Origin of the sequence: Leptolyngbya sp. Heron Island J (assembly GCF_000482245.1) — a bacterium.
Lineage (GTDB): Bacteria > Cyanobacteriota > Cyanobacteriia > Phormidesmidales > Phormidesmidaceae > Leptothoe.
In genome coordinates, this window is sequence record NZ_AWNH01000044.1 from 1 (window position 1) to 24,867 (window position 24,867).

At 49.6% G+C, this 24,867-nt stretch carries 22 protein-coding genes and 1 pseudogene; 8 read left to right on the top strand and 15 right to left on the bottom strand.

Annotation, left to right across the window (positions count from 1 at the left end; genetic code table 11):
- Positions 1 to 539 (bottom strand): annotated as a pseudogene (locus tag N836_RS52480) (IS4 family transposase); the annotation flags it as partial.
- 166 nt (positions 540 to 705) lie between these two features.
- On the opposite strand from N836_RS52480, the gene N836_RS52485 reads away from it, so the two are divergent.
- Positions 706 to 1,392 (top strand): response regulator transcription factor, encoded by a 687-nt coding sequence (locus N836_RS52485; RefSeq protein WP_023072854.1) that lies wholly within the window; start codon positions 706 to 708, stop codon positions 1,390 to 1,392.
- A 38-nt stretch (positions 1,393 to 1,430) separates the two neighbouring features.
- On the opposite strand, the gene N836_RS52490 is transcribed toward N836_RS52485, so the two are convergent.
- From N836_RS52490 to N836_RS52500, 3 genes are all read right to left on the bottom strand, one after another.
- Positions 1,431 to 2,147, bottom strand: a complete 717-nt coding sequence (locus N836_RS52490; protein ID WP_023072855.1) for a hypothetical protein — start codon at positions 2,145 to 2,147, stop codon at positions 1,431 to 1,433.
- Positions 2,148 to 2,168: 21 nt separating this feature from the next.
- Complete coding sequence (locus tag N836_RS52495) at positions 2,169 to 3,323, bottom strand: murein hydrolase activator EnvC family protein (RefSeq protein ID WP_023072856.1); 1,155 nt, start codon at positions 3,321 to 3,323, stop codon at positions 2,169 to 2,171.
- Between the two features lie 232 nt (positions 3,324 to 3,555).
- Positions 3,556 to 4,212: an SOS response-associated peptidase gene (locus tag N836_RS52500; RefSeq protein ID WP_023072857.1), complete on the bottom strand. Its 657-nt coding sequence runs from the start codon at positions 4,210 to 4,212 to the stop codon at positions 3,556 to 3,558.
- A gap of 139 nt (positions 4,213 to 4,351) precedes the next feature.
- Between N836_RS52500 and N836_RS52505 the strand changes: the two genes are divergently transcribed.
- The gene (locus tag N836_RS52505; protein ID WP_023072858.1) at positions 4,352 to 4,711 is read left to right on the top strand and encodes a DUF952 domain-containing protein; all 360 of its coding nucleotides are present in this window, start codon (positions 4,352 to 4,354) and stop codon (positions 4,709 to 4,711) included.
- 150 nt (positions 4,712 to 4,861) lie between these two features.
- On the opposite strand, the gene N836_RS52510 is transcribed toward N836_RS52505, so the two are convergent.
- Positions 4,862 to 5,119: a hypothetical protein gene (locus tag N836_RS52510; RefSeq protein ID WP_023072859.1), complete on the bottom strand. Its 258-nt coding sequence runs from the start codon at positions 5,117 to 5,119 to the stop codon at positions 4,862 to 4,864.
- 160 nt (positions 5,120 to 5,279) lie between these two features.
- On the opposite strand from N836_RS52510, the gene N836_RS52515 reads away from it, so the two are divergent.
- Positions 5,280 to 5,495 carry a hypothetical protein gene (locus tag N836_RS52515; protein WP_023072860.1) on the top strand — a complete coding sequence of 72 codons (216 nt, stop codon included), beginning with the start codon at positions 5,280 to 5,282 and terminating at the stop codon, positions 5,493 to 5,495.
- 72 nt (positions 5,496 to 5,567) lie between these two features.
- On the opposite strand, the gene N836_RS52520 is transcribed toward N836_RS52515, so the two are convergent.
- From N836_RS52520 to N836_RS52540, 5 genes are all read right to left on the bottom strand, one after another.
- Positions 5,568 to 6,113, bottom strand: coding sequence for an REP-associated tyrosine transposase (locus N836_RS52520; RefSeq protein ID WP_023072861.1), 546 nt, complete (start codon positions 6,111 to 6,113; stop codon positions 5,568 to 5,570).
- Positions 6,114 to 6,241: 128 nt separating this feature from the next.
- On the bottom strand, positions 6,242 to 10,018 hold the full coding sequence (locus tag N836_RS73330) for a tetratricopeptide repeat protein (RefSeq protein WP_023072862.1): 3,777 nt from the start codon (positions 10,016 to 10,018) through the stop codon (positions 6,242 to 6,244).
- Between the two features lie 460 nt (positions 10,019 to 10,478).
- Positions 10,479 to 12,155 carry an AAA-like domain-containing protein gene (locus N836_RS52530; RefSeq protein ID WP_023072863.1) on the bottom strand — a complete coding sequence of 559 codons (1,677 nt, stop codon included), beginning with the start codon at positions 12,153 to 12,155 and terminating at the stop codon, positions 10,479 to 10,481.
- A gap of 300 nt (positions 12,156 to 12,455) precedes the next feature.
- Positions 12,456 to 13,061 carry a LysE family translocator gene (locus N836_RS52535; RefSeq protein WP_023072864.1) on the bottom strand — a complete coding sequence of 202 codons (606 nt, stop codon included), beginning with the start codon at positions 13,059 to 13,061 and terminating at the stop codon, positions 12,456 to 12,458.
- A 58-nt stretch (positions 13,062 to 13,119) separates the two neighbouring features.
- Complete coding sequence (locus N836_RS52540) at positions 13,120 to 13,566, bottom strand: Lrp/AsnC family transcriptional regulator (protein WP_023072865.1); 447 nt, start codon at positions 13,564 to 13,566, stop codon at positions 13,120 to 13,122.
- A 238-nt stretch (positions 13,567 to 13,804) separates the two neighbouring features.
- On the opposite strand from N836_RS52540, the gene N836_RS52545 reads away from it, so the two are divergent.
- The 5 genes from N836_RS52545 (at position 13,805) to cysC (ending at position 20,606) form a co-directional block, all read left to right on the top strand.
- Positions 13,805 to 15,244, top strand: coding sequence for a TldD/PmbA family protein (locus N836_RS52545; RefSeq protein ID WP_023072866.1), 1,440 nt, complete (start codon positions 13,805 to 13,807; stop codon positions 15,242 to 15,244).
- Entirely contained in the window at positions 15,241 to 16,608 is a 1,368-nt protein-coding gene (locus tag N836_RS52550) for a TldD/PmbA family protein (protein ID WP_023072867.1), read from the top strand. Before N836_RS52545 ends, N836_RS52550 begins: the two co-directional genes overlap by 4 nt.
- Before the next feature lie 41 nt (positions 16,609 to 16,649).
- Complete coding sequence (locus N836_RS52555) at positions 16,650 to 17,798, top strand: AI-2E family transporter (RefSeq protein WP_023072868.1); 1,149 nt, start codon at positions 16,650 to 16,652, stop codon at positions 17,796 to 17,798.
- Between the two features lie 314 nt (positions 17,799 to 18,112).
- Complete coding sequence (locus N836_RS52560) at positions 18,113 to 19,912, top strand: SLC13 family permease (protein ID WP_023072869.1); 1,800 nt, start codon at positions 18,113 to 18,115, stop codon at positions 19,910 to 19,912.
- A 151-nt stretch (positions 19,913 to 20,063) separates the two neighbouring features.
- Positions 20,064 to 20,606, top strand: a complete 543-nt coding sequence (cysC, locus tag N836_RS52565; RefSeq protein WP_023072870.1) for an adenylyl-sulfate kinase — start codon at positions 20,064 to 20,066, stop codon at positions 20,604 to 20,606.
- Positions 20,607 to 20,726: 120 nt separating this feature from the next.
- Here cysC and N836_RS52570 read toward each other — a convergent pair whose 3' ends face one another.
- The 5 genes from N836_RS52570 to N836_RS52590 form a co-directional block, all read right to left on the bottom strand.
- Entirely contained in the window at positions 20,727 to 21,377 is a 651-nt protein-coding gene (locus N836_RS52570) for a HEAT repeat domain-containing protein (RefSeq protein WP_023072871.1), read from the bottom strand.
- Positions 21,377 to 22,216, bottom strand: a complete 840-nt coding sequence (locus N836_RS52575) for a HEAT repeat domain-containing protein (RefSeq protein WP_023072872.1) — start codon at positions 22,214 to 22,216, stop codon at positions 21,377 to 21,379. The genes N836_RS52570 and N836_RS52575 overlap by 1 nt, the downstream gene beginning before the upstream one ends.
- Before the next feature lie 195 nt (positions 22,217 to 22,411).
- Complete coding sequence (cpcA, locus tag N836_RS52580) at positions 22,412 to 22,900, bottom strand: phycocyanin subunit alpha (RefSeq protein WP_023072873.1); 489 nt, start codon at positions 22,898 to 22,900, stop codon at positions 22,412 to 22,414.
- A 117-nt stretch (positions 22,901 to 23,017) separates the two neighbouring features.
- Entirely contained in the window at positions 23,018 to 23,536 is a 519-nt protein-coding gene (locus N836_RS52585) for a phycocyanin subunit beta (protein WP_023072874.1), read from the bottom strand.
- A gap of 577 nt (positions 23,537 to 24,113) precedes the next feature.
- Complete coding sequence (locus N836_RS52590; RefSeq protein ID WP_023072875.1) at positions 24,114 to 24,857, bottom strand: phycoerythrobilin:ferredoxin oxidoreductase; 744 nt, start codon at positions 24,855 to 24,857, stop codon at positions 24,114 to 24,116.
- Between the last annotated feature and the right edge of the window lie 10 nt (positions 24,858 to 24,867).

The following is a 24,867-nucleotide window of genomic DNA, read 5'->3' on the forward strand; positions in this document are numbered from 1 at the left end:
TTTGGGACTATGAAATTCTCGGTCTCCTATCACCAATGTTGGATAGGGTTTCAATAATTTTAGAGCGATTTTTAAGACTCGTTTTTGGGTCCTCAGATTACTGTTGCCTATATGGTCTAATAGCTCCCAATAGAGCGGTAATGCATGAGTCCCCCATACCAGGGTCACCATAAACAGATTACGTCCTTTCCATTGCGTTCGGTCTATCGCAATCAACCAATACCCATACTTCTGATGCGTCTTTTTTTTAGCTGACGACGATGCTCTCGATTGAGACGATGCCCCGTTTGAGCTTGTCGAATCCAATATTTGAGCAACGGAAACCACAACACTTTAAGGCTCAAACGAGGCAGGACTAAAAACCGTTGCAGGTTCCGTTTTCGACTCGCATATTTGATCGGTTGAGGAAATAGACTGGCTAAGGCTCCAAGAGTGACTTGACGATGCGCTTGTATCAAAAGTAACACTAATTCCAGCGTTAGATACTGCTGCTCGTTCAGATGCTTACGGCAAATCGTTTGGTATACTTGAGGCAACATTTTATTTTTTGTGGGGGATCCATAGTCCCCTATTTTTTTGCCGTTTTATTTTCCCAAATCATTGCCAACTATAGGCTTGAAGTTCCTTGTCACCCTCTAAGGAGATTTGTAGGGTGGGCACTGCCACTCACCCCAAACTGCACCCACCATACCAGAGAATAAAATTATGAAACCGCCAGAACACAATCACCAGCCGCCGATCCCCATCATGCTGGTGGACGATCAGCAGATTATTCGACAAGGATTAAGAACACTGCTGGAGTTGGAAGACGACATCACTATTGTGGGAGATGCTGACAATGGTGAGACTGCCCTGGCCCGATTAGACCAATTAAAACAAACAGGACAGCTACCAGCGGTAGTTCTAATGGATATGCGCATGCCGGTGATGGATGGGGTGGCAGCAACAGGTGCGATCGCAGCCCGCTACCCATCAATTCAAGTGCTAGTGCTTACCACCTTTGACGATGACGACCTGATTGCCCAGGCCATGGCAGTTGGAGCCAAAGGCTATCTACTCAAGGACACCCCATCTGAAGAACTAGCCCAGGCCATTCGTACAGTAGCCAAGGGCTATAGCCAGTTTGGTCCCGGCATTTTAGAAAAAATGCTAGCGAATCCGCAGGAACCTCAGATCGATGTGCCTGAAGGATTTGACGAACTGACACCCCGTGAAAAAGACGTACTCCGCCTGATTGGGACCGGGGCCAATAATCGCGAAATTGCCGAGGCGTTATTTCTATCCGAAGGGACCGTGAAAAACCATGTCACCCGGCTGTTGGGACGATTGGGCGTTCGCGATCGCACCCAGGCCGCCCTGCTCGCCGCCAAACTTGCCGCCAAACTGTCGTAGGGGCATTGCATGCAATGCCCCTACGACAGGCGATGCCCCTACAGCATCCACTCCACCCCAATTCCCAACCGACTATCCGTTGCCCCCGGTGCAAACTGCCATTCCACATCCGTCGCCAGGCGTAGCTGGTCAGTCAACCCATAGCCAAACTCCAGCTGAGTAATCATCACCGAATCATCCTCTGTCGGGCTTACCCAGGTCTGGGTGTAGGCAAAATCAGCCCCCCCACCCCGCGCAGGAATCAGCTTAACTTGAAACCCAACCTGGACACCGCTTTCCCTATAATCCACCGCTTCCACATGGCGATAACCTACAATCGGAGCCACATTCACATAGCCACCGACCGGCAGCACATAGTAGCGTAGGTGTGCCCCATAAGCCTCCCGGTCAGTATCCCCATCATCAAAATTAGCCGCATAGTCCGCATTCACCGTCAGCGGCAGCTCGCCAATAAACACATCTTCAATACCAATAGCCAGACCGCCCTCATCCCGACTAGACGGAAACAGAGCATAGCTCATCTGTAGCCGCGTCGGAAAACTCGGCTCAGTGCGAATAGTGCTCAATATATCCGGCGTTTCCTCTAGCCATTCTTGCAGCACCGGGCTATTGTCCACCGTACCCGGCGGCAGCTCCAGCTGACTATCCAATTGCTGATTTAAGGTAGGCTCCGCACAAGCCACTTGGGCCGAAAAACAATATCCAACAGTGACCAGGGCAAATAGTCGGCTGATCCTGCTGCAGATATCAGCCATGGTGTATCAAGTCCATCATGTTTACAAAAATCCCATCGGGTTTACCGGATTACCATTACGACGCACCTCAAAGTGTAAATGTGGCCCAGTGGAAAGCCCGGTTGACCCAATTGCTGCTATAGACTGCCCTTTTGTCACCGTTTGGCCCTCACGCACATTGAGACGGCTGGCATGGGCATACAGAGTCGTTAATCCATCCCCGTGGTCAATAATCACTGAATTACCATAGCCACCGTACCAACCCGCAAAAATCACCTTACCCGAATCAGCCGCTGTGATCCGAGTACCGTAGGGTGCGCCAAAGTCCACCCCAGCATGAAACCGTCGATAGCCCAACACCGGATGCACTCGGGGACCAAACCCACTGGTAATCTGGCCCGCTGACGGCAAACTCATCTGCCCCGTACCCAATACAATCCCGCCAGCCGCTGCAATCCGCCGCCGAATCAGATTCGCCAAACTTTCAGAGTCGCGCACCAGCTGAGCCTGAGCCGCTTCTAGCGCATTGCGATTATCCTTCAGCCGAGTAATCAGCTGAGTTTGCTGACCGGCCTGGGCTTCATACTGATCCCGCCGAGCCAGTAGCTGCTGCCGCAATAAAGCAATCGAATTTTTCTGCGCTTCCACCCCTTGCTGCTGGCGAACGATCAGATTAGCCTTTTCCTGCAGTTCTGCCATAAAGCTACTGTCCGCCTGATAGATTTTTCCAAGCAAGTAGCGTCGCTCCATAAACTCATTCAAGTTTTTACTTTTTAGCAACACGGCCCAGCCTTCCGCATCCTTTTGCCGTTGCATAAACTGCAGCCGTCTCACCGCGCCAATGCGCACAGTTTCATACTCGTCCTGCGCCATAGTCAGCCGATTTTCTAACCGCTGCAGCCGCTTTTGTGCCTCTTGAATTTGGAAATCAGTTTCCTCAATTTTGAGGTTAGTAACTGTAATACTGTCCTGCAAACCGTCGAGTTGATCAGCCGCCTGTCGTTCTAAATTTTGCAGCCGATTTTGCTCTGCTTCCAAATCTTGCTGCTGCTGCTGAATATTTTCTTGCTGCTGCTGGAGCTCTTCCAGCGGTGCATTATTTTGAGCCTGACCCCAAGCAATTGGCACCAAAATAAACGTGCAAATTACCACACTGGCAAAGATAGATAGAAATCGCTGTGTTCGCTTTGCAGTCATTCGTTTTGTCAAGTGCTCACGTTATCGCCACCAGAACACACGAAGGACATAATAAAACGACTTTGCAATTTCAAAAAAGAAATTCATCTATAACAACATTTGATTAAAGCCCACAATCCTCACCCATCAAGACCGAGACACCGTAGGTTGGGTTGAGCTTCCCACCACCCCCCCCTTCGCCAATTTCTCAACCCCCGAAACCCAACATCCACCCCCCGAACCCCTCCACCCATCAACCCCCAAGCGGCACAATACAATCAGCACTTTCATTCCGTGGGCTATTCACCAACGTACTCACCGGGTAAGCCTCCATTTCATCAGCATCATAGGGCCTCATCAACCCCTGCACCTGGCGTGGAGCCGCCGTCAGCCAGCGATCATACTCAGTCTTCGGAATAATCACCGGCATCCGATTATGAATAGGCTCCATCAGCTCATTAGGCTCTGTTGTTAAGATCGTACAAGTCTCCAGATAGCTACCATCGCCGCCCTCCCACTGCTCCCACAGTCCAGCAAAGGCAAACACTGGGCGTTCTCTCAGGTGAATATAGAAAGGCTGCTTCTTTTTATTGCTCGCCGTTCGTTGCCATTCATAAAAGCCATCAGCCGGAATCAAGCAGCGACGGCGCTTGAACGCTGCTCGGAATGACGGCTTTTCAGCCGCAGTTTCTGACCGAGCGTTAATTAGCCGATAACCAATTTTATAATCCTTAGCCCAGGAAGGCACTAGCCCCCACTGAAAGATACGATATTCGCGACCAGCAATAATGGCAGAAATAGGCTGGGACGGAGCGATATTGTAGCGCGGCGGTGGGGCTGGCTCTGTGGTGAGTTGGAAAGCTGCTGCCAGATCTGCACCAGAATGGGTTTGAGTATAACGGCCACACATGGAATGTTTTGAGTTTTGAACTAAGAATAGCGACAACACTGCCAGGGGCAAGAAGGAGTTGACTAATGGGTTTGGTGACTAGGGCGGTCATGGGTGTGGCCCTTTACTATGGACTAAGACAATTGTACTGAAGAATTCTATGGAAGCTATCACGATGGAACTGCTGTATCGTATTGCTCCAGTGGCGGATGTTCACGCGGCAAAAGCACAAGGATATTTTGAGTCAGCAGACCTGGCAGCAGAAGGCTTTATCCACTGTTCGTTTTTGCATCAGGTGATAGGGGTAAGCCGTCGTCATTATGCGGGACAGCAGGGATTGGTGTTGTTTAGCATTGACCCGGCAGCGGTGGATTGTGAGATTCGGGTGGAAAATACATCCGGTGGAACGGAGTTATATCCCCATATTTATGGGCGAGTGCCCTGGGCGGCAGTGAAGCAAGTGTATGAGGATACTTATGATCAGGCGGGGATGTTTACCTTGCCAGTAGAGTTACGATAGACGCGATCGCACTTCACCAGCCAACAATTTCCCTACTATCTGATCAGCCTAAGTTCATCCCCTCTCGGGAGGGGTGCCGTAGGCGGGGTGGGTCTCATCCTCTAGCGCCATCGGTCAACCCGCCCCGGAGCCCCTCCCTGGAGGGGAAAGTTACGGATTGGAGGCTAAATCACCAGGGTCAAACATAACAATAAACTCTCCCTGAGGAATCAATTTCCTTAAAGACCTCACATGCTCATCCGCATCATTGCCTTTACGAAATCGCCCGACGACGATGCGCTGCATTTTTGGCAGCCGCCGCACAATGCACCAGGGATGCAGCCTGGCTTGATAGCCATTGAGGCTGGCAGGTTGTAAACAGGCAGGTTGAACCATGGCCGCACCAGGCGGCGGTTGGACTGATATCATTGGGGTATCTCCGAATTTGTTTCGGTTGAATTGGACAGTCGCCCTTCAGTTTCTGAGGCCGGGGGGCGATTGTTTTTGGTTAGATAGGTGTTTGGTCGAATAGTCGACCAAACACCTATCGATAGCATATGGACGTGCATTTGATTTTGTCAAGCCTGCGATGGGTCTGTTTAGATTACGTATTCGAGAATTGGCTAAGCAGCAAGGGCTAGCTCTCCGTGCGATATCTAGACAGGCAAATGTACCGTATTCGACAGTAGCAACCTATGCTGGTTCTCCTGGCATGGCCACAGCAGATATCCCAGCCGTCATGCGCATCGCCGAAGTATTAGGCGTCTCCGTCGAAGAATTAGTTGAAGTCATCGAAGAAACTTAACGCAAAGAACCCCGGTTTCTTTCAAAATCAGGATCTCAGCAATACGGGATTTGTAGAAGCCGGGGTTCTCGATTAATCCAGCATCAAAGTGTGTTCCGCGCTGACAAAACGCTGATAGGCCCGAGCTGAGCCAACCTGTTTCAGCACGTTGCCTGTTTTTGGCAAAGTTCCCTGCCGTAATCCCAAATAGTCCGAATAACTGGAAAATTCCCATTCTTCAGGGCGTTCTGTTAAGCCTGCCTTCACTGGGTTCAAATGAATATACCGAGATAAATGTAGCAAGTAGGCATCACTATCTACCAAGATTGCTTGAAATCTACCTTGAAAGATTGAGCCGCAGCGTCCATAGCGTTTATTCATCGCCTTAGTGTAGGACAATGTAAATGCCTGCATTTTTTTGGAAAAGTCACTCTGGCGTAAATACACTAAAAAGTGATAGTGGTTCGGCATCAGACAATAGGCGTTGACATCCAAGGTGCTATCCACGAGGTAATAGCGAAATCGTCTCAGGAAAAAGAGATAGTTCTCTCGCTCAAAGAAGATCTTTTGTCGATTGTTACCTCGATTGTATAGGTGATAGTGTTGCCCTGGTAAGAATGCTGTCTTGCGCCGTGGCATCGTCGACCCTGATGAATTTATAGGTCTAGAGTTCCCTTTAGACGAGGATTCTGCATAGATCCCCGGTTTCTAGATTTGCCCTATTGCCTAAGCTTCGGAATTCGACTAGAAACCGGGGATCTCCCAGGCTACTCTGCTGGACAAAGCTCGGCTAAAGGGATGCTGGTCGCTTGAGAAGAATTACGACATTGTTGTTGGTACTCGGCTTCTGGTGCAGTGTTTCTAATATCTCTAAGCACACCTTGAATCCATTCAATTACACTATCACTTCTGAATGTAAGGCCCAGGGACTCATAAACATTGAAAGCATCGTACAGAGGAGATAGAGCTTGAATACTATTCTTTTGCCTAGCCAAAGTATCTCCGATATTCCAAAGTGTGGTCCCTTCTTCTGTGCGATTACCCACCTCACGATGAATTGCTAAGGCCTGTTTGTAATGACTCAGAGCCTCATCATAGTTTTCTTGAGCACGATAGATACCTCCAATATTGTTGAGGGTGATTCCTTCGCCAGCACGATCGCCCACCTCACGAAGAATTGCCAAGGACTCTTCGTAATAGGCCAATGCCTCACCATACTTCCCTTGATTGTTATACACTTTGCCAATGTTCTGGAGAGTGACGCCTTCGCCGGCGCGATCGCCTACCTGACGAAGAATTGCCAAGGACTCTTCGAGATACCTGAGGGCCTCGCCATAGTTTCCTGGAGCACGATAGATGCTGCCAATGTTGTTGAGGATGATTCCTTCGCTGGCGCGATCGCCTACCTGACGAAGAATTGCCAAGGACTGTTCGTAATACCTGAGGGCCTCGCCATAGTTTCCTTGATTGTCATAGACTAAGCCAATATTGTTAAGAGTGTTACCTTCGCCAGCGCGATCGCCGACCTCGCGACGAATGGCTAAGGACTGTTGGTAATAGCTTAGGGCCTCTGAATATAGAGATCGATTTAGATATGTGTCTCCAATCTGGTTCAGGCTAACAGCTTCTCCACTACGGTTACTGATCGTCTGATGAATATCCAGTGCTTGCTCGTAATAGCCTAAAGCTTCCAAAGGTTGGCCTTGATCCTCATATAATTGACCAATGGTCAGACGCATGTCGCCCTCGCCCGCTTTATCTCCTAATTCATACAAAAGATCTAAAGCCAAACGATAGTTATTCAGGGCTGCATCATAGTCATACTGTCCAGCTCTGATTTGTCCAACACCTCGCAAACTGTCACTTTGACCTTTAGTATCCTGAATCACTCTAGACAATTCTTGAGTATATTCATAGATACCTAGAGCCTCATTATCATCACCCTGATGTCTTTTAATATCAGCTATTTTTCTAAGCAGTTCGGCTTCTCCAAAACTATCTTCAATAGCCTCAGCAATTTCTACTGCCTGTCTATAATGCTCTAGAGCCCTATCTGTCTGCCCCTGAAAGTCATACACATCCCCCATGTAACTGAGGATTTGGCCTTCCCCAATTCGATCTTTGATAGCTATGGCAATCTCTAAACTCTCCTGATGGGTCTCTAAAGCTTGCTTTGGCTTTCCTGTGGCTAAATAAACACGCCCCAAATTCATCAGAGCCTGACTCTCTCCTAATTTATCTTTAATCTCTCGTGTGATTTCTAAATGCTGTTGATGAAACTCCAAAGCTTGTGGATATTTACCTTGGTTATACAGCACCTCACCCTTGTTTCCTAGAGCTTGCGCCTCTCCTTGTCGATCTTGAATTTGCGTTGCAATAATTAAGTGCTTCTCATGAGCCTCTAGTGCTTCGGGATAACGACCAAGAATGTTATGCACTTCTCCCAGATTGCCATGGGAGTAGGCCTCTCCTCTCTTATTCTGGGTCTTTTGAGTTTTTTCTAATCCCTCCTCTAGATAATCAATTGCATCTCTCAGGCCACCCAGTTCATAAAAAGTATTTCTAAACCGTTGTAATCCCAACGTACCAATAGAAAACCGTAACGCTTCTTGAACTTCATTTCTACGCCTAACCGTCGTATTAAGTAGCCTGTTGGTTTCTTGTAGATTATCCTCCTGGATAATTCTCTCTTGTTCTAAGTCGTTGACATTTTGTTCTAGTGAATCAAGTTCAGACTGAGCTCCTGCTAGCTGGATTTGAATATGTCCCAACTGGCTATTTTTAGCGTCTAAATTCTGATTAAGCCCCGTAACCTGTTCACGAATAGTTTCAGCTTGTTGTTTGGCTGTTTCTGCGTCTGCTAATGCTATTGTTGCCTCTTCAGTAACCTCTGCATTTACTTCAGTTAACTGCTCATTTACTTCTGAAAGATCTTCGTTATTTTCAAGCAGATCAGTATTTCGTATCTCTAATCTTTCGAGTGATTTTTGAGTTGTTAACAACTCTAATTCTGAGTCTTTAGCAATTTCCCTCGCTCTACGGGCTTCCTCTCCCTGGGCAAGTGCATGGTTCCCAGACCAAAATGCTCCTGCTAAAGCCATACTTACTAGGCTTATTCCTATTCCAGTAGTCCAGCGAGCTTGTCGATTAATACGCTTGAGGTCTGCTTTAGCATCCGCTAACTCATCATCAGCCCGCTGAATTGCTTTATTCTTCGTATTCAACAACTGCGTCTGCTGCGCCACTGTTGTCTGCACCGCCGCCAGTTCAGCCCGTAATCCCAGCTTCTGGCTCTCTACCAAATACTCATAGTCCTGCTTACCCAAACTACGAGATTCCGACCAATCCAGCGCGTCAGTCAGTTCTTCTCCCTGCAACAACAAACTATCCTGCGGGGCTGCCACCCAGGCGTTTAACTTTTCCCCATAGGGCCGAATACTGGTTAACGCATCCTGTATCCAATCCTGGGTAAAGACTGCCTTGTAAATGGGGTTATACACTTGTAAGGCCCCGTGCTGTTCCACCACCAAGCCGGATAACCGCAGTGCCATTTGCTTTGAGCTACCATCCTGAGGAATCTGACCTTGCTGAATAATCTCTTGATACAGGCTCAGTAACTGGCCTGCCCGTGCATTGTTTCGTAATCGGTCTCGAATGGTTTTTAAGTGAGGCGGTTCATCCTGTATTTCCCAGTTATCAATAATGTGGGTATGCACCACCTGGGCCACCAACTCATCAGCATTGAGCTGGCTATGTTGCTGCCGTTGTGCTGCTTGAATCACCAGCTGGCAAACTTTCTGGGTCAAAAAGGGTTGTCCTCCAGTCCAATGCAGCACCGCCTGTAGCACTGCTTCTGGATTGCTCACTGTTGCTAATCCTGGCAGCAGCGGTGCGGCCTCATTAAACTTAAACCCTGTCAGTTGGATGGCTCGACCAACGTTAAACGGAGTTCGTTCTTTGGCTCGGATCAAATCTGTGGGTGTGGCTACACCGATCAGCGCAAACGTTAGCCGATTGAATTCAGGATGATCAGCTCGATTGTTGTAACACTCCCGAATCACGGCAAAGAAATCATCGGCGTCAAATTCCAGACTGAGAACGCTGTCGATCTCATCTAGAAAAATAACAATGGGCTGAGCAATTGTCTGCAGTAACACGTTGCTCAGGAATTTCCCAAATCGACGCACTGGTGGCAGATGATGGTTTACTTCCCACCAGTCATCCAGGTCAAAGTCTGGAGTCAGCTGGTCGATCTGTAATCGATCCACCAGACTGTCGATCACACCGAAATACCATTCTGCTGGTTCGATAGTCGTGGTGCCCAGGCCGCTGATATCCAACGATGCGCAGGCTACTCCTTCTGCTTGTAATCGATTAGAGGTGCGCACCCGCAGACTCGACTTGCCCATTTGTCGAGAGTTGAGTACATAGCAAAACTCCCCTGCTTTTAGCGCCTGGTAAAATTCTTCGTCTGCCGCACGCTTAACGTAGGTTTGTGCATCTGGCGGGAGGCTACCGCCCACTTGATATCGATACTCAGCCATGGTCTTTTCAGGGTGTTTGCATCAGGAAAGTAACCGTCTTACAAACGTTTTCCCTTGAGCGGAGTCTAAGGGATCGTTTAGGGATGTGCGCGAGAATAAGAACTGCGTTGTGAGGTTCAGCGATATTTGGTTCCCCTTGCCAAGGCTACGGTTTACACACAAGTCATCGGAAAGTCGCTTAGCTTCTGAAAGCCCCCTAAATCCCCCAATTCTGGGGGACTTTGAGTTGGATTCCCCCCCAGAATTGGGGGGACTAAGGGGGGCCAATGCAGGATTTTGAGCTTGAGTCCGAGATGTGTGTACACGGTAGCCTTGCCAAGGGGAACCGTTAGGGAGGGGTCTGGAGAGCTTGCACCAATGATCGAGGAACCCTCCGCCTTCGGCACCTCCCCTTACTAAGGGGAGGATGTTACTCAAAGAGTTTTTATTACGGATTTGATTAACGTTCAATTACTTAACCTCACAAACGAGATTGGAAATATTGCCGGTACAAACCACATAAAGGGACTACAGCATTGCCGTCATACTTCACCAGGCCCATGCTGTGCAGCTTAAACGCTTCCGTTGAGCCAATTTGCACTGGCTGATAGCTGGGAATAACCTGCTTAAAAGCATTAAGCAAATCCGAATCAGCTTCTAGATTGAGCAAATGTCGCCGCAGATGATCGCTGTACAAACCTCCTTCGGTGGGTGCTTCTTCCATCAGCTGGGTCAGACTTATGCGTCCTCGTGCCAGCTGGTAAAGGGCTGCTCGCAGTAGATAAGGATGTCCTCCCACCAGTTCTACTAGCTGTTGTTTTTGATAGGAGGTCAGGCTCATCTGATGACGCGAAATCAGTGTTTCGATTTCGTCCGTATTTAACTCCCGCAGCTCAATCGGTAGACCTACATTAAACGGTGAGCGGTTGATACTGAGGGGAACGTAAACCTCTTTGGAATGGACAATGACCAGATTTAGCTTGCGCCAGATCGGGTTGGTTTTGCCTTCTTCGTGCCATACCCGCAACATGCCAAAAAAGTCTGTGGCGATTTGAGGATGCTCAAATACCTGGTCTACTTCATCTAGACCCAGCACCAGGGGCTGGTCTAGCTCCTGTAGCAAGTACTTTTCAAAGTACCGCTGACAGCGACGTACAATGCCCCGTGCTCCTTTCCAATAGTCTGCTAGTCGATCTTCTAGGTCTAGTTCCTCGGTGACGCTGCAGCAAAACCACTGTAGAAATTCATCCAGGTCATTGAGGGTTTCGTTGTCGGAGGTTTGAAAACTCAGACGTACGGTTTCAAACCCCTGAGATCTGGCATGGGATAACGTTCTGACCAATAGCGATGTTTTACCTAGCTGTCGGGGGGCTTTAATCCGAATTAACGAACCGGGTCGCAATACGGTTTCATAGCAGTCGGTTTCAATCGGTAACCGTTCTATGTAGAAGGGTGAGTCTAACGGTACTAAGCCTTCTGGTTCTTCAAGTGTTACGGACTTTTCAGCAGGAGCTGGGCTTTTATCTATGTCCGTTGCTTCTGTGGCGGCAGATTCTGATTTAGGTAGCTTTTGCGATATGTCAGGTTCTTCTGCTAACCCTTTACGCACTTTCAGAATAGGCGGGCTGACTTCATCAATTCCTTCGAGGGCAATGGCTGAGAGGCCAACTTTGTAGGCAAACGGTACTGGATGGCCATAGCCCAGGGCATCGTAAAATCCGACGGCAAATTCAATGGCTGCTCTATCCCCCATGGCGTCGGTCATGCCGACTACATAGTCGACGTGCTCGACAACAGCTTCTGCCTGTACCTGGGAATAACAGGCATTAAAAAGGACGCATTCTACCTTTGGAAAAAGACTAAATAGACGTGATAAGGCGATCCCGCTTACAGGTTTGGCTGAACCGGTATCGCTTTCTAGAAGCAGTCCCTCGGTGCCAGCTCCGTGACCTGAGAAGTGGACGATTTCGGGTTTGTATTTGAGTAGGGCACGGCGTAAGTCGTCTGGTCGAGTTGCCCACTGTGACACTACCTTAAAGCTGTCGCGTTCTGCTGACAGGTTCAACCCTTCTTGGATTTCACGAACTTCTTCGTCTAAACGTAAACGGCTGGTATCTGAAGGATTAGCCGTCAAGATTAGGATCGTTTTGGCTGCCATGGTGCTTGGCAAAATTGGGGGGCTAATAAGTCGGGTGATGCGAAAGCCTGTTTTTACTCTAGTTTCTGACGACAAGATATTATCGGCAGCTTAACTAAATATCTTGATATAGCTTGCTGCTGAGCGTCTATTACCCATCAGGGTGAGCTTTGCCACAAACCGGGTTTCGACTTCGCTCAATCCTCCATTTTTGCCTAATCTAAAGTGCTTCTGGATTAACGCCCAGCTCCCGCAATTTTTCCTCTAATGCCTGAATCCGCTGCTGATCTAACCGTACTATCTACCCATCCACTCTAAAACTCATCCCCGCCAACTCAGCGCTACGACACCAAACCCCGTAATCAACAATCCAAACACCCGATTCACCCAAACCAATCGCCCCGGCGTTAACCAATGGCGCAATCGCGATACCCCACTACTCAACAGCAACCACCACAGCGCTGAGCCCAAAAACACACCACCGACCATTACCACCGCCTGACCATAGGCCAACCCTGTTGGCGCAAAGCCAGCAAACAGAAACACAAAGGACAAGATCGTCGCTGGATTGGTCAAGGTTAAACCCAGGGTAGACAGATAGGCCCCGGCCAAACCCGTTCTGCTTATTTCAGCTGATTTTTTGGCAGGCTTGCTTAAAAATGTGGTGATCCCGAGATAACAGAGAAATAAACCGCCGATAATGCCAAGCCACCGGGCCTGTTCCCTAAGGAAACTTGACACAAAGGCAAGACCAAAAGCTGCGATCGCACCATACACCCCATCCGCCGTCGCCGCGCCTAACCCTGACAGCAATCCTGCAACTGCCCCATAGGACAAACTTCGCCGAATACACAACAACCCAATCGGGCCAACAGGGGCAGCAATCGATACCCCCAAAATCAACCCCCGAAAAAACAAAGAAATCATGGCAAAAACATCCCTATAAACTCACCCCTCTACCCCTCTACCCCTCCATCCACTCCTCTCAAACCGCCAGCGCCGTTGTCTCCTTCACCGTCGATAGCGCAATCGATGTTTTCGTCTGCAAGATCCCCGGCAGCCCCTTAATTTCCTCGCTAAGAATCCGTTCCAAATCCGCCATTCTGCTGCACCGCACCTTGAGCAAATAGTCTCCATCACCGGCCACGTGATGGCATTCCTGAATGGCTGATGTGATCTGCACATAGTCCAAAAAATCCTGGCGATAGTTGGGATGCTCTAACACCACCGTCACAAATGCCGTGATGTCGTAGCCCAGCTGCACGGGATCAACCACCACCCCATAGCCTTGAATAATGCCGCGCTTCTCTAAGCGTCGTACCCGTTCACCAATGGCTGGGGATGATACCCCACACTGACTGGCCAGGTCAGACCAGGTGATCCGCCCATCTGTCATCAGCGTCTCTAGAATTTTGCTATCAAGGTCATCCATAAAAATTATTTTTAATAACCTTTAAGTCAATTCTAGCTTTCCTTTTAAAGAAAAAAGTGTTTTTAGATAAAAATAAAAATAAAAATACTGAATTAAGCTTCGAATTAAAATAAGCACTATTTCCCTGTGTAGGGTCATCCCCCCCATTCGGGGGAATGATCGGTGAGAATTACTACTATCAAGACAGGGTGCTGCACGCAGGATTGCTATACGCTTGGTCTGCACTACCGAAAATTTTATGTTTAAACTTCTTTCTGACGTCGTCACAGCTGCAGCGGTATCGGCCGACTGGATCGGTATTCGAGCCGTTAAAGACATCACTAAAGCCTGTGCTATCCGGGATGCTCATCCGGAGCGTAATTCTCAGCAGTTTAGCCATGGGGCCATGGTGGAAGTATTGGCCCACGGTCAGTTTGGCTATAGCGCCACCAATAATCTCAGTGCGACATCCCTGGCTCAGGCGATTGTGGCAGCCTATGACCAGGCGGTGGCTGCCAGTACCTGGGCGGTGCATGGGTTTACTACCGCTGCTCGACCAAAGGCTACAGGCAACTATATTTCTCCCCATCGCAAGGGGTTAGATGTCCTATCGCCAGCTGAATTAAATCAGATTCTGCTACAGGTGTGTGACCGGCTTAAGGTGTCTGACAACATTGCGCAGACCAGTGCGTCAGCTAGCAGCCATGAGATTGAAACCTGGTTTGTTAGCAGCAACGGGTCGGAGATTTATCAGCGTGATTATTTAGTGGAGACCCACTTTGGCACCATCGCTCAGGATGGACCGACGACACAGCTACGCACCGATCATGGGTATTTGGCCAATAGCTATCAGGGGGGCTGGGAGTTATTTCCCGGTCTGGATCTATGGCAGCGGGTGCAGCAGGTGGGGGAACAGGCGGTGGAACTGCTGGATGCGGATAACTGTCCCGATCTGGCGACAACACTGGTGCTGGCTCCCGACCAGATGATGCTGCAAATCCATGAGAGCATTGGTCACCCCCTGGAGCTGGATCGGATTTTGGGGGATGAGCGTAATTATGCCGGGGGTAGCTTTATTAAGCTGGACGATTTTGGCACCCTGGAGTATGGTTCACCGCTGATGAATGTCACGTTTGATCCCACGGTGCCAGGCGAGCTAGCTAGCTATAGCTTTGATGATGTGGGTACTCCGGCTACCCGTGAGTATTTGATCCGTGAGGGCAAGCTGGAGCGAGGTCTAGGAGGGTTGGAAAGTCAGCAGCGATCGCAGGTGCCAGGGGTGGCAAATTCTCGGGCGTCTTCATGGAATCGACCGGCGATTGACCGGATGGCGAATATTAATTTAGAGGCAGGCGATCGCAGCTTTGAGCAAATCATTGCCAACATTGAGCATGGTGTTTACATGGAGACCAATCGCTCCTGGTCTATTGACGATCAGCGCCACAAGTTTCAATTTGGCTGTGAATACGGCAAGCTGATCGAAAATGGCAAACTTACCCGCACACTGAAGAATCCTAATTATCGATCTGTTACTCCCCAGTTTTGGCATAGCCTATCCCAGGTGGGCGATGGCAGCACTTGGGAAATGTATGGCACGCCCTTTTGCGGCAAGGGAGAACCCAATCAGCTGATTCGGGTGGGGCATGGTTCTCCGGTCTGTGCGTTTAAAGATATTGAAGTATTTGGGGGTGCGGTATGAGCAGTGCCATAGCAGCAAAGATACAAGCGACGGTGACGGATAAGGAGGCGATCTTTGGTCAGCTAGCGGATGCGATCGCGGCTGTGCTGAGTTCATCCACCCATTTCACCCTCACCTTGAGCGGCGAAGATAGCCAGTTTACTCGGTTTAATCGCGCCCGTGTACGGCAAACGGGGCAGGTAAGTGATGGTAACCTGACCCTGACCCTGATGCAGGATGAGCGCACGGCGGCGGCGACGGTGCCGTTTGTGGGAAATTTTGAGGTTGATTGGTCGCTGTTAAAAACAGCCTGGGATCAGCTGCAGGCGATGGTACCCCAACTGCCAGTAGATCCGTTTGTCGTCCTGCCGACGGGAGCGGCCACCAGTCGGACGGTTAATCAGGGGACCCTGTTGGCAGCGGATGCGATCGCAGCCACTCTGCTTGAACCCTTACAAACCCTTGACTTTACGGGTATCTACTCCGGTGGGCTGATTTTCCGTGGCTATGCCGACTCAGCCGGTCAGCGCCACTGGTTTGAAAGTAGCAACTACAGCCTGGATTTCTCTTTGTTTGATCCCCAAAACCGGGCTGTTAAAGGCACCTTTGCCGGTAATCAGTGGCAGCAGGCTAAATTTCTCGACAAAATCAACCAAGCTAAACAGCAGCTGGCACTGATGGGCCGTCCTGCTAAAACTATTGAACGGGGGCAATATCGTACCTATTTGGCCCCGGCAGCTGTAGCCGAATTACTGCATATGTTTTCCTGGGGCGGGGTGGGCGAGGCCGATCTGCAGCAGGGCAACAGCGCCTTTGGCCTGCTCCGCCAGGGCAAACGCCAGCTATCACCTAAATTTACCCTGCAGGAAAATTTTGAGCAGGCGAATATGCCCCGGTTTAATACTTACGGCGAGGTCGCCCCAATGCGGTTACCGATTATTCAGCAAGGTCAGCTCGTCAACAGCCTGGTCAGTTCGCGCAGTGCCAAGGAATATCAGGTGCCCTCTAACTATGCCAGTCGAGGCGAGCATCTGCGGGCTCCCGAAGTTTTGCCAGGGACACTGGCAGCGGATCGCATTTTGTCCAGCTTAGACCGGGGCCTATATCTGTCCAACTTGCACTATCTCAACTGGAGCGATCACCCCAATGGTCGAGTGACTGGGATGACCCGCTATGCTTGCTTTTGGGTGGAACATGGGGAAATTGTCGCTCCGATTGAAAACCTGCGTTTCGATGAAAGCCTGTACGACTGCTTTGGCGAGAGACTGCTAGAGCTGACTGACTTTCAGGACACCATTCCCAACATTGATACCTATGATCGACGGGGGCTTGGCGACTGCCGAGTGCCAGGGATTTTGGCAGAGGGCTTTACCTATACGCTATAAAGGCCAGTAGACTAAAGAGAAAATTCTCCTTTATTGCCTGTATGGCCAAAGAATCCTGGGTCGAAACGTCGGACTCATCACAGCGATTGACTATTTCAATCGGCAGTGTTTTGTTGCTAATAGCGGCTATCCCTCTACTGGTCCTGCTTTGGCAGCTAAAGAGCTTATTGCTGCTGGTGATGATTGCGGTGGTGTTAGCGTGCTCCATTGCCCCAGTTGTCGATTGGGCTGAGCAATATCGCGTACCCCGCTGGCTCGGCGTCATCTTGGTGTATTTAACGCTGATTGGGGGGCTGGTACTGTTGGGTGTGCTGATTGGGCCCACAGTATTTGAGCAGATAGAACGGATTATTCGTCGGGTGCCCGTATCGCTACGCGGTTTGCTCAATGAAGCGGATGCCTGGCTGACGGCCTTTACCGATACGCGCTCCTTGACCACTAACGAACTCTTTACTCAGCTGATTGATGTCCAGGGGTTGATCAGCTGGGTGATTAAATCTAGCCAGCAGTTGCTTGTACGCTCCTATGGGGTAACAACAGGCATTTTAGGTGGGGTGCTGAGTTTGGTCCTGTCATTGTTTGTGTCTGGCTATATGGTGACTGACAGTCGCACCCTGGTCAAAAATTTAACCCGATTGTTGCCCAGTCCCTGGGATGAAAAGATTCTGGCGCAGATGCCCTACATGGGTCAGCGTATTGGCGGCTATTTGCGGGGGCGTATTTTGGTGTCTGCCCTGCTCTCAGTGGCCACTAGCGTTGGATTGAGCCTACTAGGGTTAAAAGACTTGGCAGTGGGTCTGGGGGCAATTGCGGGGGTGACTAATTTAATTCCGTTTTTAGGGCCAATTTTGGGGGCAGTTCCAGCCTTGCTGGTGTCCATTCCCCAGGGCGGGTGGACATTTCTCTGGGTGCTGCTGCTCTATGTCATCGCTCAAAATCTTGAAACCTATATTCTGGACCCCCTGCTGGTGGGGTCTTCAGTGGGTGTACATCCGCTGTATCAGCTGCTGGCGGTTTTGGGGGGAGCCCAGGTGTTGGGGATCATTGGGGCGCTAATTGTGCCGCCCTGGGTAGCAGGCAGTGCTGTGCTATTGGAAAATCTGTATCTGCGTCCAAAATTAATCATGGAACGACAGCAGCGGCGCAATGGGGGCTTACCCGAGTTGGCCGGTTTTCAGACGGATAGTTAACTCAACCCGTTGTAAGAATGGCGAGCATCAGATGTCTGGGTAATGTGCTCAGACCCAGGTAATTCTGTGTGTGTCTTGCCGTAGGTTAACTCAAGCCCCTACCCTGAGGTTGGGCAACTTTGGGCAACATCTACCCACAGCTCTGCGGTGTATCCAAACGATGGATACGGATATATTTTCTAATGTCTTTAATGTTTTTGGGGACCAGCTCTGATGGATCTTCTAATGGGCTGCTGGCCTTCTATTGCAGGCTTTTTATAGTTGAGAGATTAATTTTGACGCTACGGCTTTTTGATCAGTCTGACTAGCGACGTATGGCTATCGATATTGAAATACTTATGACCTTTGGGGTGACTCTAGTTGCTCTAATTCTATTTGTGGTGGAATGGCTACCTGCGGATATCACGGCCCTGGGGGTAATGGTGACGCTGATGCTGCTAGGGCTGGTCAGTCCCCAGGAAGGCATTGCTGGCTTTAGTAATTCGGCTACGATTACGGTGATGGCAATGTTTATTCTCAGTGCTGGCATTGCCCGCACGGGAGCCTTGCAACAGGCAAGCACCTGGCTGATGCAGTGGGGAGGCAAAACCTGTCGTCGTCAAATTTTTGCTCTGGGTTTGATCGTTGGCCCCATCTCTGGGTTGATCAATAACACAGCGGTGGTTTCGGTGTTTTTGCCCATCATTGAAGACTTCTGTCAGCAGCATCGGTTGTCGCCTTCAAAGCTGTTGATGCCCCTATCGTTTGCCACAATTTTGGGCGGTATGCTGACAGTGGTGGGGACTTCCACCAGTGTCTTGGCCAGCGGTCTGTCGGATCAGCTCGGCTACGGTGAGTTTTCTTTGTTTCAGTTTGTGGAGCTGGGGGCGGCCATCTTTGTGGTGGGTCTGCTATATCTGATGTTTATTGCTCCGGTGCTGTTGCCCAATCGGGATGTGTCTGGGAGTACGCTGAGCCAGGAGTATGGTCTCAAGGAGTATGTCAGTGAGGTGGTAGTGACGCCGCGCTCTAGTTTGGTGGGACAGACGTTGCAGAATAGTCAGCTGCAGCGTCGATTTGACCTGGATGTGCTGGAAATTATTCGCAATGGTAACCATTTTCCTCAGCCCCTAGGGGACAAGTCGCTATGTGCTGGCGATATTTTGCTGGTGCGGAGTCGTCGGGATGACTTGCTAAAAATTCGAGACGGTGAGGGCATTGAGATTTTGCCGGATGTGCAATTTGGCCAAAAGTCCTGGCAGGCGGATTTGAGTTCGGGTCAGGAGGGGGTGGCCGAGGCACTGGTTATCGCTAATTCAAACTTGGTGGGGTCTACGTTAAAGGAATTACGGTTTCGGCAAAGGTATAACGTCACGGTGTTGGCGATTCGTCGCGGTCAAGATCTGGTGCGTGAACGCATGGGTAAGGTGCGGCTAAAGTTTGGTGATTTGCTGCTGGTGCAGGGGCCAAAACAGAGTTTGCTGGGATTGCAAACGAGTCGTGATTTGCTGGTACTCGAACAGCGCGATCTGGAAAGTCTGCGGTCGGATCGGGCGAATGTGGCCATGGGAATTGGCGTGGGTGTGGTTGCGATCGCAGCCTTCACCCCAATCAATATTTTGGTCTCAGCCTTAGCGGGTGTGCTGCTGATGATCCTGACCGGCTGTCTTAAGCCTGGAGAACTGTATCAGGCGGTGCGTTGGGATGTGATCTTTCTACTTGCCTGTCTGATTCCCCTCGGCACGGCCATGGAAAGCTCTGGCGCAACGGCATTACTGGCACAGCAGCTAATTGCCATTGGTGGCAGCCTATCAGGCTATGGTTTGCTGAGTATGCTGTATGTGCTGACAACAGTGTTATCTAGCATCCTGTCCAATAGTGCGGCGGTAATATTACTGTTGCCAGTGGGTTTAAGGGTGGCATCCGAACTGGGACTAAATGTGTTTACAGTGATGTTTGTGATTACCTTTGCTGCCTCTAACAGTTTTATGACCCCCATCGGCTATCAGACCAATACTATGGTCTACACGGCCGGGGGCTATCGGTTTTTAGATTTTGTGAGGGTGGGCGGTCCGCTGAGCTTGGTGTTAGCCTTGGTCACACCCCCATTAGCCATTTGGCTGTATGGTCTTTAGGGGCTGAGCCTGGTGTTGGCTACTGGGTGACCACTGGGTGGCCACTTGATCAACGTTCCCAATGCTGGCAGCTTATAAAGATTGGTAACGTATAATGCTTCCATGTAAATATGGGTAGCGTTCAACTATAGCTTTTAGGAGTATTTTTTATATGCAACATCGTGGAGTAACCGTTTGGTTTACGGGTCTGAGTGGCTCGGGTAAAACGACTATTAGTCAGGCCTTAGAGAAAAAACTACGGGCGGCAGGTGCCAAACTTGAAATTTTAGATGGGGATATTGTTCGCACTAATCTCACGAAAGGGTTGGGATTTAGCAAAGAAGACCGCGATGAAAATGTACGTCGGATCGGATTTGTCGCCAACCTGCTGACTCGCAACGGTGTGATTGTTCTGGTGTCGGCCATTTCTCCTTATCGTGACGTCCGTGACCAGGTGCGTCAGCGGATTGGGGATTTTGTTGAGGTCTATGCTAATGCATCGGTGGAAGTGTGTGAAAGCCGTGATGTGAAGGGGCTTTATAAGAAGGCACGGAGTGGTGAAATCAAAAACTTTACGGGCATTAGCGATCCTTACGAAGAACCCCTAACCCCCGAGGTAAATTGTGAGACTGAACAAGAGACTCTTGAAGAGTCGGTTAATAAGGTGATGGCAAAGCTGGAAGAGCTTGGCTACATCACCCCTGTAGCGGTTTAACGCAACTCATAAATTGTCTTCTTTGGGATATTAGGGATAGAAAGACCGTGTGTCTTTTTATCCCTTTCTTGTTGCTTGTATTTTGTGGCTTGTATCTTGTTGTTGGTGCCTTGATGTTTATTACTTTTTTATCCCTGACTGTTGTTGGCTGAGGTTCTCTAAAGCCCACTGAGCTCTGGCTTGTACAACAGATGTGTCGTCATGGTGAACTAGCTGTGTAAGGCACTGGATGATTTTTGTTGTTTCGCTGAGCTGTAGAGCAAGGGCTTCAAGCCCTACTGTGGCGGCATAGCGTACTACCCATTCTTCATCATGGGTCACTTGCAACAGTGCTGTTTGCGATCGCACCATGGCATCCTGACGTTCATGGTCGGCGATGTCGGCCCACCGAATTGTGCCTAACCCCCGCGCCGCTGCCCGCCGAACGCTTAAGGAAAAATCATTAGCTGCGGCATCTAACAGCAATTCCTGACCTCGTGGGTCACCAATGCCAGCCAGGGCTCGAATCGCCCAGGCCCTCGCACCATAGTTATAGTTATCTAATTTTTCTAAGAGGGGAGATACCGCCGGAATGCCAATGCCAATTAATCCTTCGACAGCGGCGACAGCGGCTCCCGGATTGTTAAATCCCAACACTTGAATTAGCGTGGGGATTGACCGTTCATCCTCAAGGCTACTCAAATCCTCAACGGCATCCAATAATCCTTGGGCAGAATCGGCATCGTTAACAGCCTGCAAATATTTGTCGAACGTATCTAGTGAGGCGACCATTACAACAAACTATCCATTAATTCCATTATCCGACGGCTGTCGGCAGAAAGGGTAAGGGCCTCTGATGCGGATGGAGGCTCAAGATTAATGTGGTGCTCAAGCACGCCTTTAAGGGCGATCAGCTTCATGCTATTTTCTGCCAGGGTATTTGCGATCGCATCTGCTCCTGGCAGATAGCCAACGGCCCCTAAATCCATCAGCGCAGCCCGACGTAGCTGCAGCTGGTCATGCTGCAAAACCTTAACCAATTGCTCAGCATACTGAGATTCCCCAGTAATTTGATACATGGCTCGGGCCGCCGCATTACAGACTTGAGGCACCCCATGGGTCAAAAAAGGGGCAATGGTTGAGACCAGTTCTGCTGTGCCCAGGGTACCTAATGCTTCCAAAATGGCATTGTAGGGCTGCACCAGATGGGGCTTACCGTCAACCTGCACCGCTGCTGCCACACCGCCATCCAGCAGATTGACCAGAGGAGGGACAGCAACCGAGTTACCTAAACTTTCAAGGGACTGGGCAGCTTTTTCTCTCACATAATAGTCATCGCAACGGAGACAATTAGTCAGGGCAGGCACCACCCTGTCATCGCCCTGGCCAATTTTTCCCAGCGCCGTGACGGCATTACGACGTAGTGGATAGCCACCGTCGGGTGAGCGATCGGTATCATCCTCTAAGGCCAGAAGTAAGGCATCGATGGCCTCAGGCTGGCGTACACGCATCTTACCCAACCACCAGGCGGCGTAATATCGCAACCCTGGATCAGCAGTTTGATTAATATTGACCAGGGCTTGCTCGGTTGTTAGCGGTTGGCCATCTGGATTGTGGGGAATTCCACTCACAACGTAACCTCAAGAATAGACAGAATGTCTGCTGACTTGATATACAAACGTTCCATGGAACGTCTCTTCAAGGGCTAAATACAACAAATCCCAGGAGTAGGAGAAAACGCCAGTCATCCTAACGTCTCCAAATACCCCTGGGAAAGCATTGAAACTCAACCATCGCAGCCTGCTGCTGCGAGGCTAAAGATTCAACTAGCTAAGAGCGTTGATTGCATAGTCAAGGTAAGCATTCGCCTCAGTAGCAGGCTGACCACTTAAACCATGGCTAGACTTAATGTACTTGAGTGCTTCAATGTACCAGCTAGGAGACAACTCGTAGGAACGGTTAATCTCATCTAGACCAGCAACCAGATACTCGTCCATGGGGCCAGTGCCACCTGTTACCAAGCAGTAGGTGACCATGCGGAGGTAGTAACCAATGTCACGAACGCACTTATCCTTACCACGCTGGTCTGAAGCAAAGCTAGGTCCGGGCGTAGTAGTTGTGAAAGGAAACTTGCTGTAGACCGCTTGAGCAGCTCCAGAGCAGAGGCTATCAGCCTTTCCAGACAGTGCCTTAGCAGCTTCCAAGCAAGCGCTAGCACGCTGGAAACGACCAAAAGCAGACTGGATTTCGGTGGAACTCAGGAAACGACCTTGCGAATCAGCAGCGGATACTGCTTCAGTCAGAGGGGTTTTCATTGCTTGAGATATCTCCCAAAGTTTTCTAAATCGATGGACAGAAAGAGAGGTATTGATTAGAGAACTCCCATTATCTGCCAATTACCAAACTCGCTAAAAGCTATTTAGAGAATTAGCTTAAGCAACTGCTGCTGCTGCGCGGTCAAAGTAACCGGCAATCTCAGCCATCAGGCTGGAACAGTCACCCGAAGTAATACCATTGGAATCATTAGCGATCGCAATGGCAGCTTCCTTCATCTTCTGAACACCAACAGCAACTGAAGCACCAGGAGTACCAAGAGCCAGATAAGTCTCACGAAGACCGTTCAAGCAGCGATCATCCAGTACGCTAGCGTCACCAGTGAAAACAGAGTAAGTCACATAGCGGAGGATGATCTCCATGTCGCGTAGGCAAGCAGCGTTACGACGGCTAGTGTAAGCGTTACCACCAGGAGCAATTAGTGAAGGCTGCTCGGCAAACAAAGCGCGAGCGGCGTTAGTTACGATAGCGGACGCATTGCTGGTAATACGGTTAACCGCATCCATACGCTTGTTGCTGTCAGCAACCATTGCCGATAAAGCGTCCAATTGAGCACTGCTGAGATATTCGCCTCTTGCATCAGCCTGGGAGACGACCTTAGCAAACGCATCAAACATAGATTGACTCTCCTAAATTTGATTCGTCGAAATAAGTTTCCAAAAAAAAGTGGGGACGAGAACCCGTCAAGCAACTGCATCAAAAACAGTTTCAAACTATAGATAGGCGAGTGCAGACAATCTGAAACATCTTTCACAGAAGTCAGCAATCATCTCAGCAAACTTCGCTATCCCCAACTTGAAGATTAAAGCGAATAAGGTACGAATCTAAGAAAGTTAAAGAAACTTTACCTCATGCAATGTGATACTGCTGACCATCTATAGAAAATAGCTGTAAACCTGTCTAGCACAAGCCATCAGTCTATTTTATATACCGCGATGGGGGCGCAATATATTACGAATTATAAGGGTTGTGGGGAGTTGGTAACAGATATAACAATCAAAAATGCGATAGATTTACTGACTTAACCTAAGCCAGCTTGTCTAGAGAATCAGTGGCTCTCTATGACGCATGATGTCGTTACTCTGTCAATCTAATCATTCTAAGAGAAAAGATTAGATACGACAGAAGTACCTGTAGGTCTCGCCCACTCTTCAGTAATGGTCAAAACCCTCTGCTTACAAGGGCTTGTGTTGCTTAAGCGACTTGTAGATGGCGCTCTAAGTCAAACAGAAAACCATGGATATATTCTTCAGTCCATTCAGCGCCGTAATAGCGGGTTAGCATGCCTCGTGCCGGATCTTTCTCAGCACGATAGCGAATATAGCTAAGTTGGGCATCTTCAATGGCCTTAAGCCGCTCTGGGTCAGTGATGGGTTGAGCGGCTTCCACAAAGCCTAGGTAGGCGTCCAAATAGTCTTTAAAGGCGTTAAACACATGGGTGGTAACGTCTTCTAATTCAGTGGGTCGGGTCCACAAAAATGCAGGGGAAAAGAATGGTTGTGCTTCTTCTGGAAAGTCACCTCCCCAAGGGAGCTTCTGCTGATAGCGCTCAAACATAGGCATAATGGGCTCGCTATAGCGAGCCTGATAGTCCTTGCTATTGCGGAAGAGGGGTTGCATGTCAATGGCGATCAGGTGGCCACCAGGTAAGGTCACCAAGTCTCCACCAAAAAAGGGCAGATCATACTCTAGCCGAGGGAAGATGACAAAGTTAAGGACTTGCAAACTGTCGCCTGCTTGCACATGGGCTGCCCGAATCTGTCGCAGCTTGGGAGAACAGTAGCCGTGGCTAGTGGTGAGCACGGTGACTTCACGCTTGCCCTTGCCGGTGGTGGCTGTGTTGCTCTCAAACCCCGCAGGAATTGGGTAGGGAGAAAGGTCTAGGCGATCTTGGAGAGTTGCGATCGCATAGTCTAAAAACGGCTGATACAACGTCATATAAAAAAGG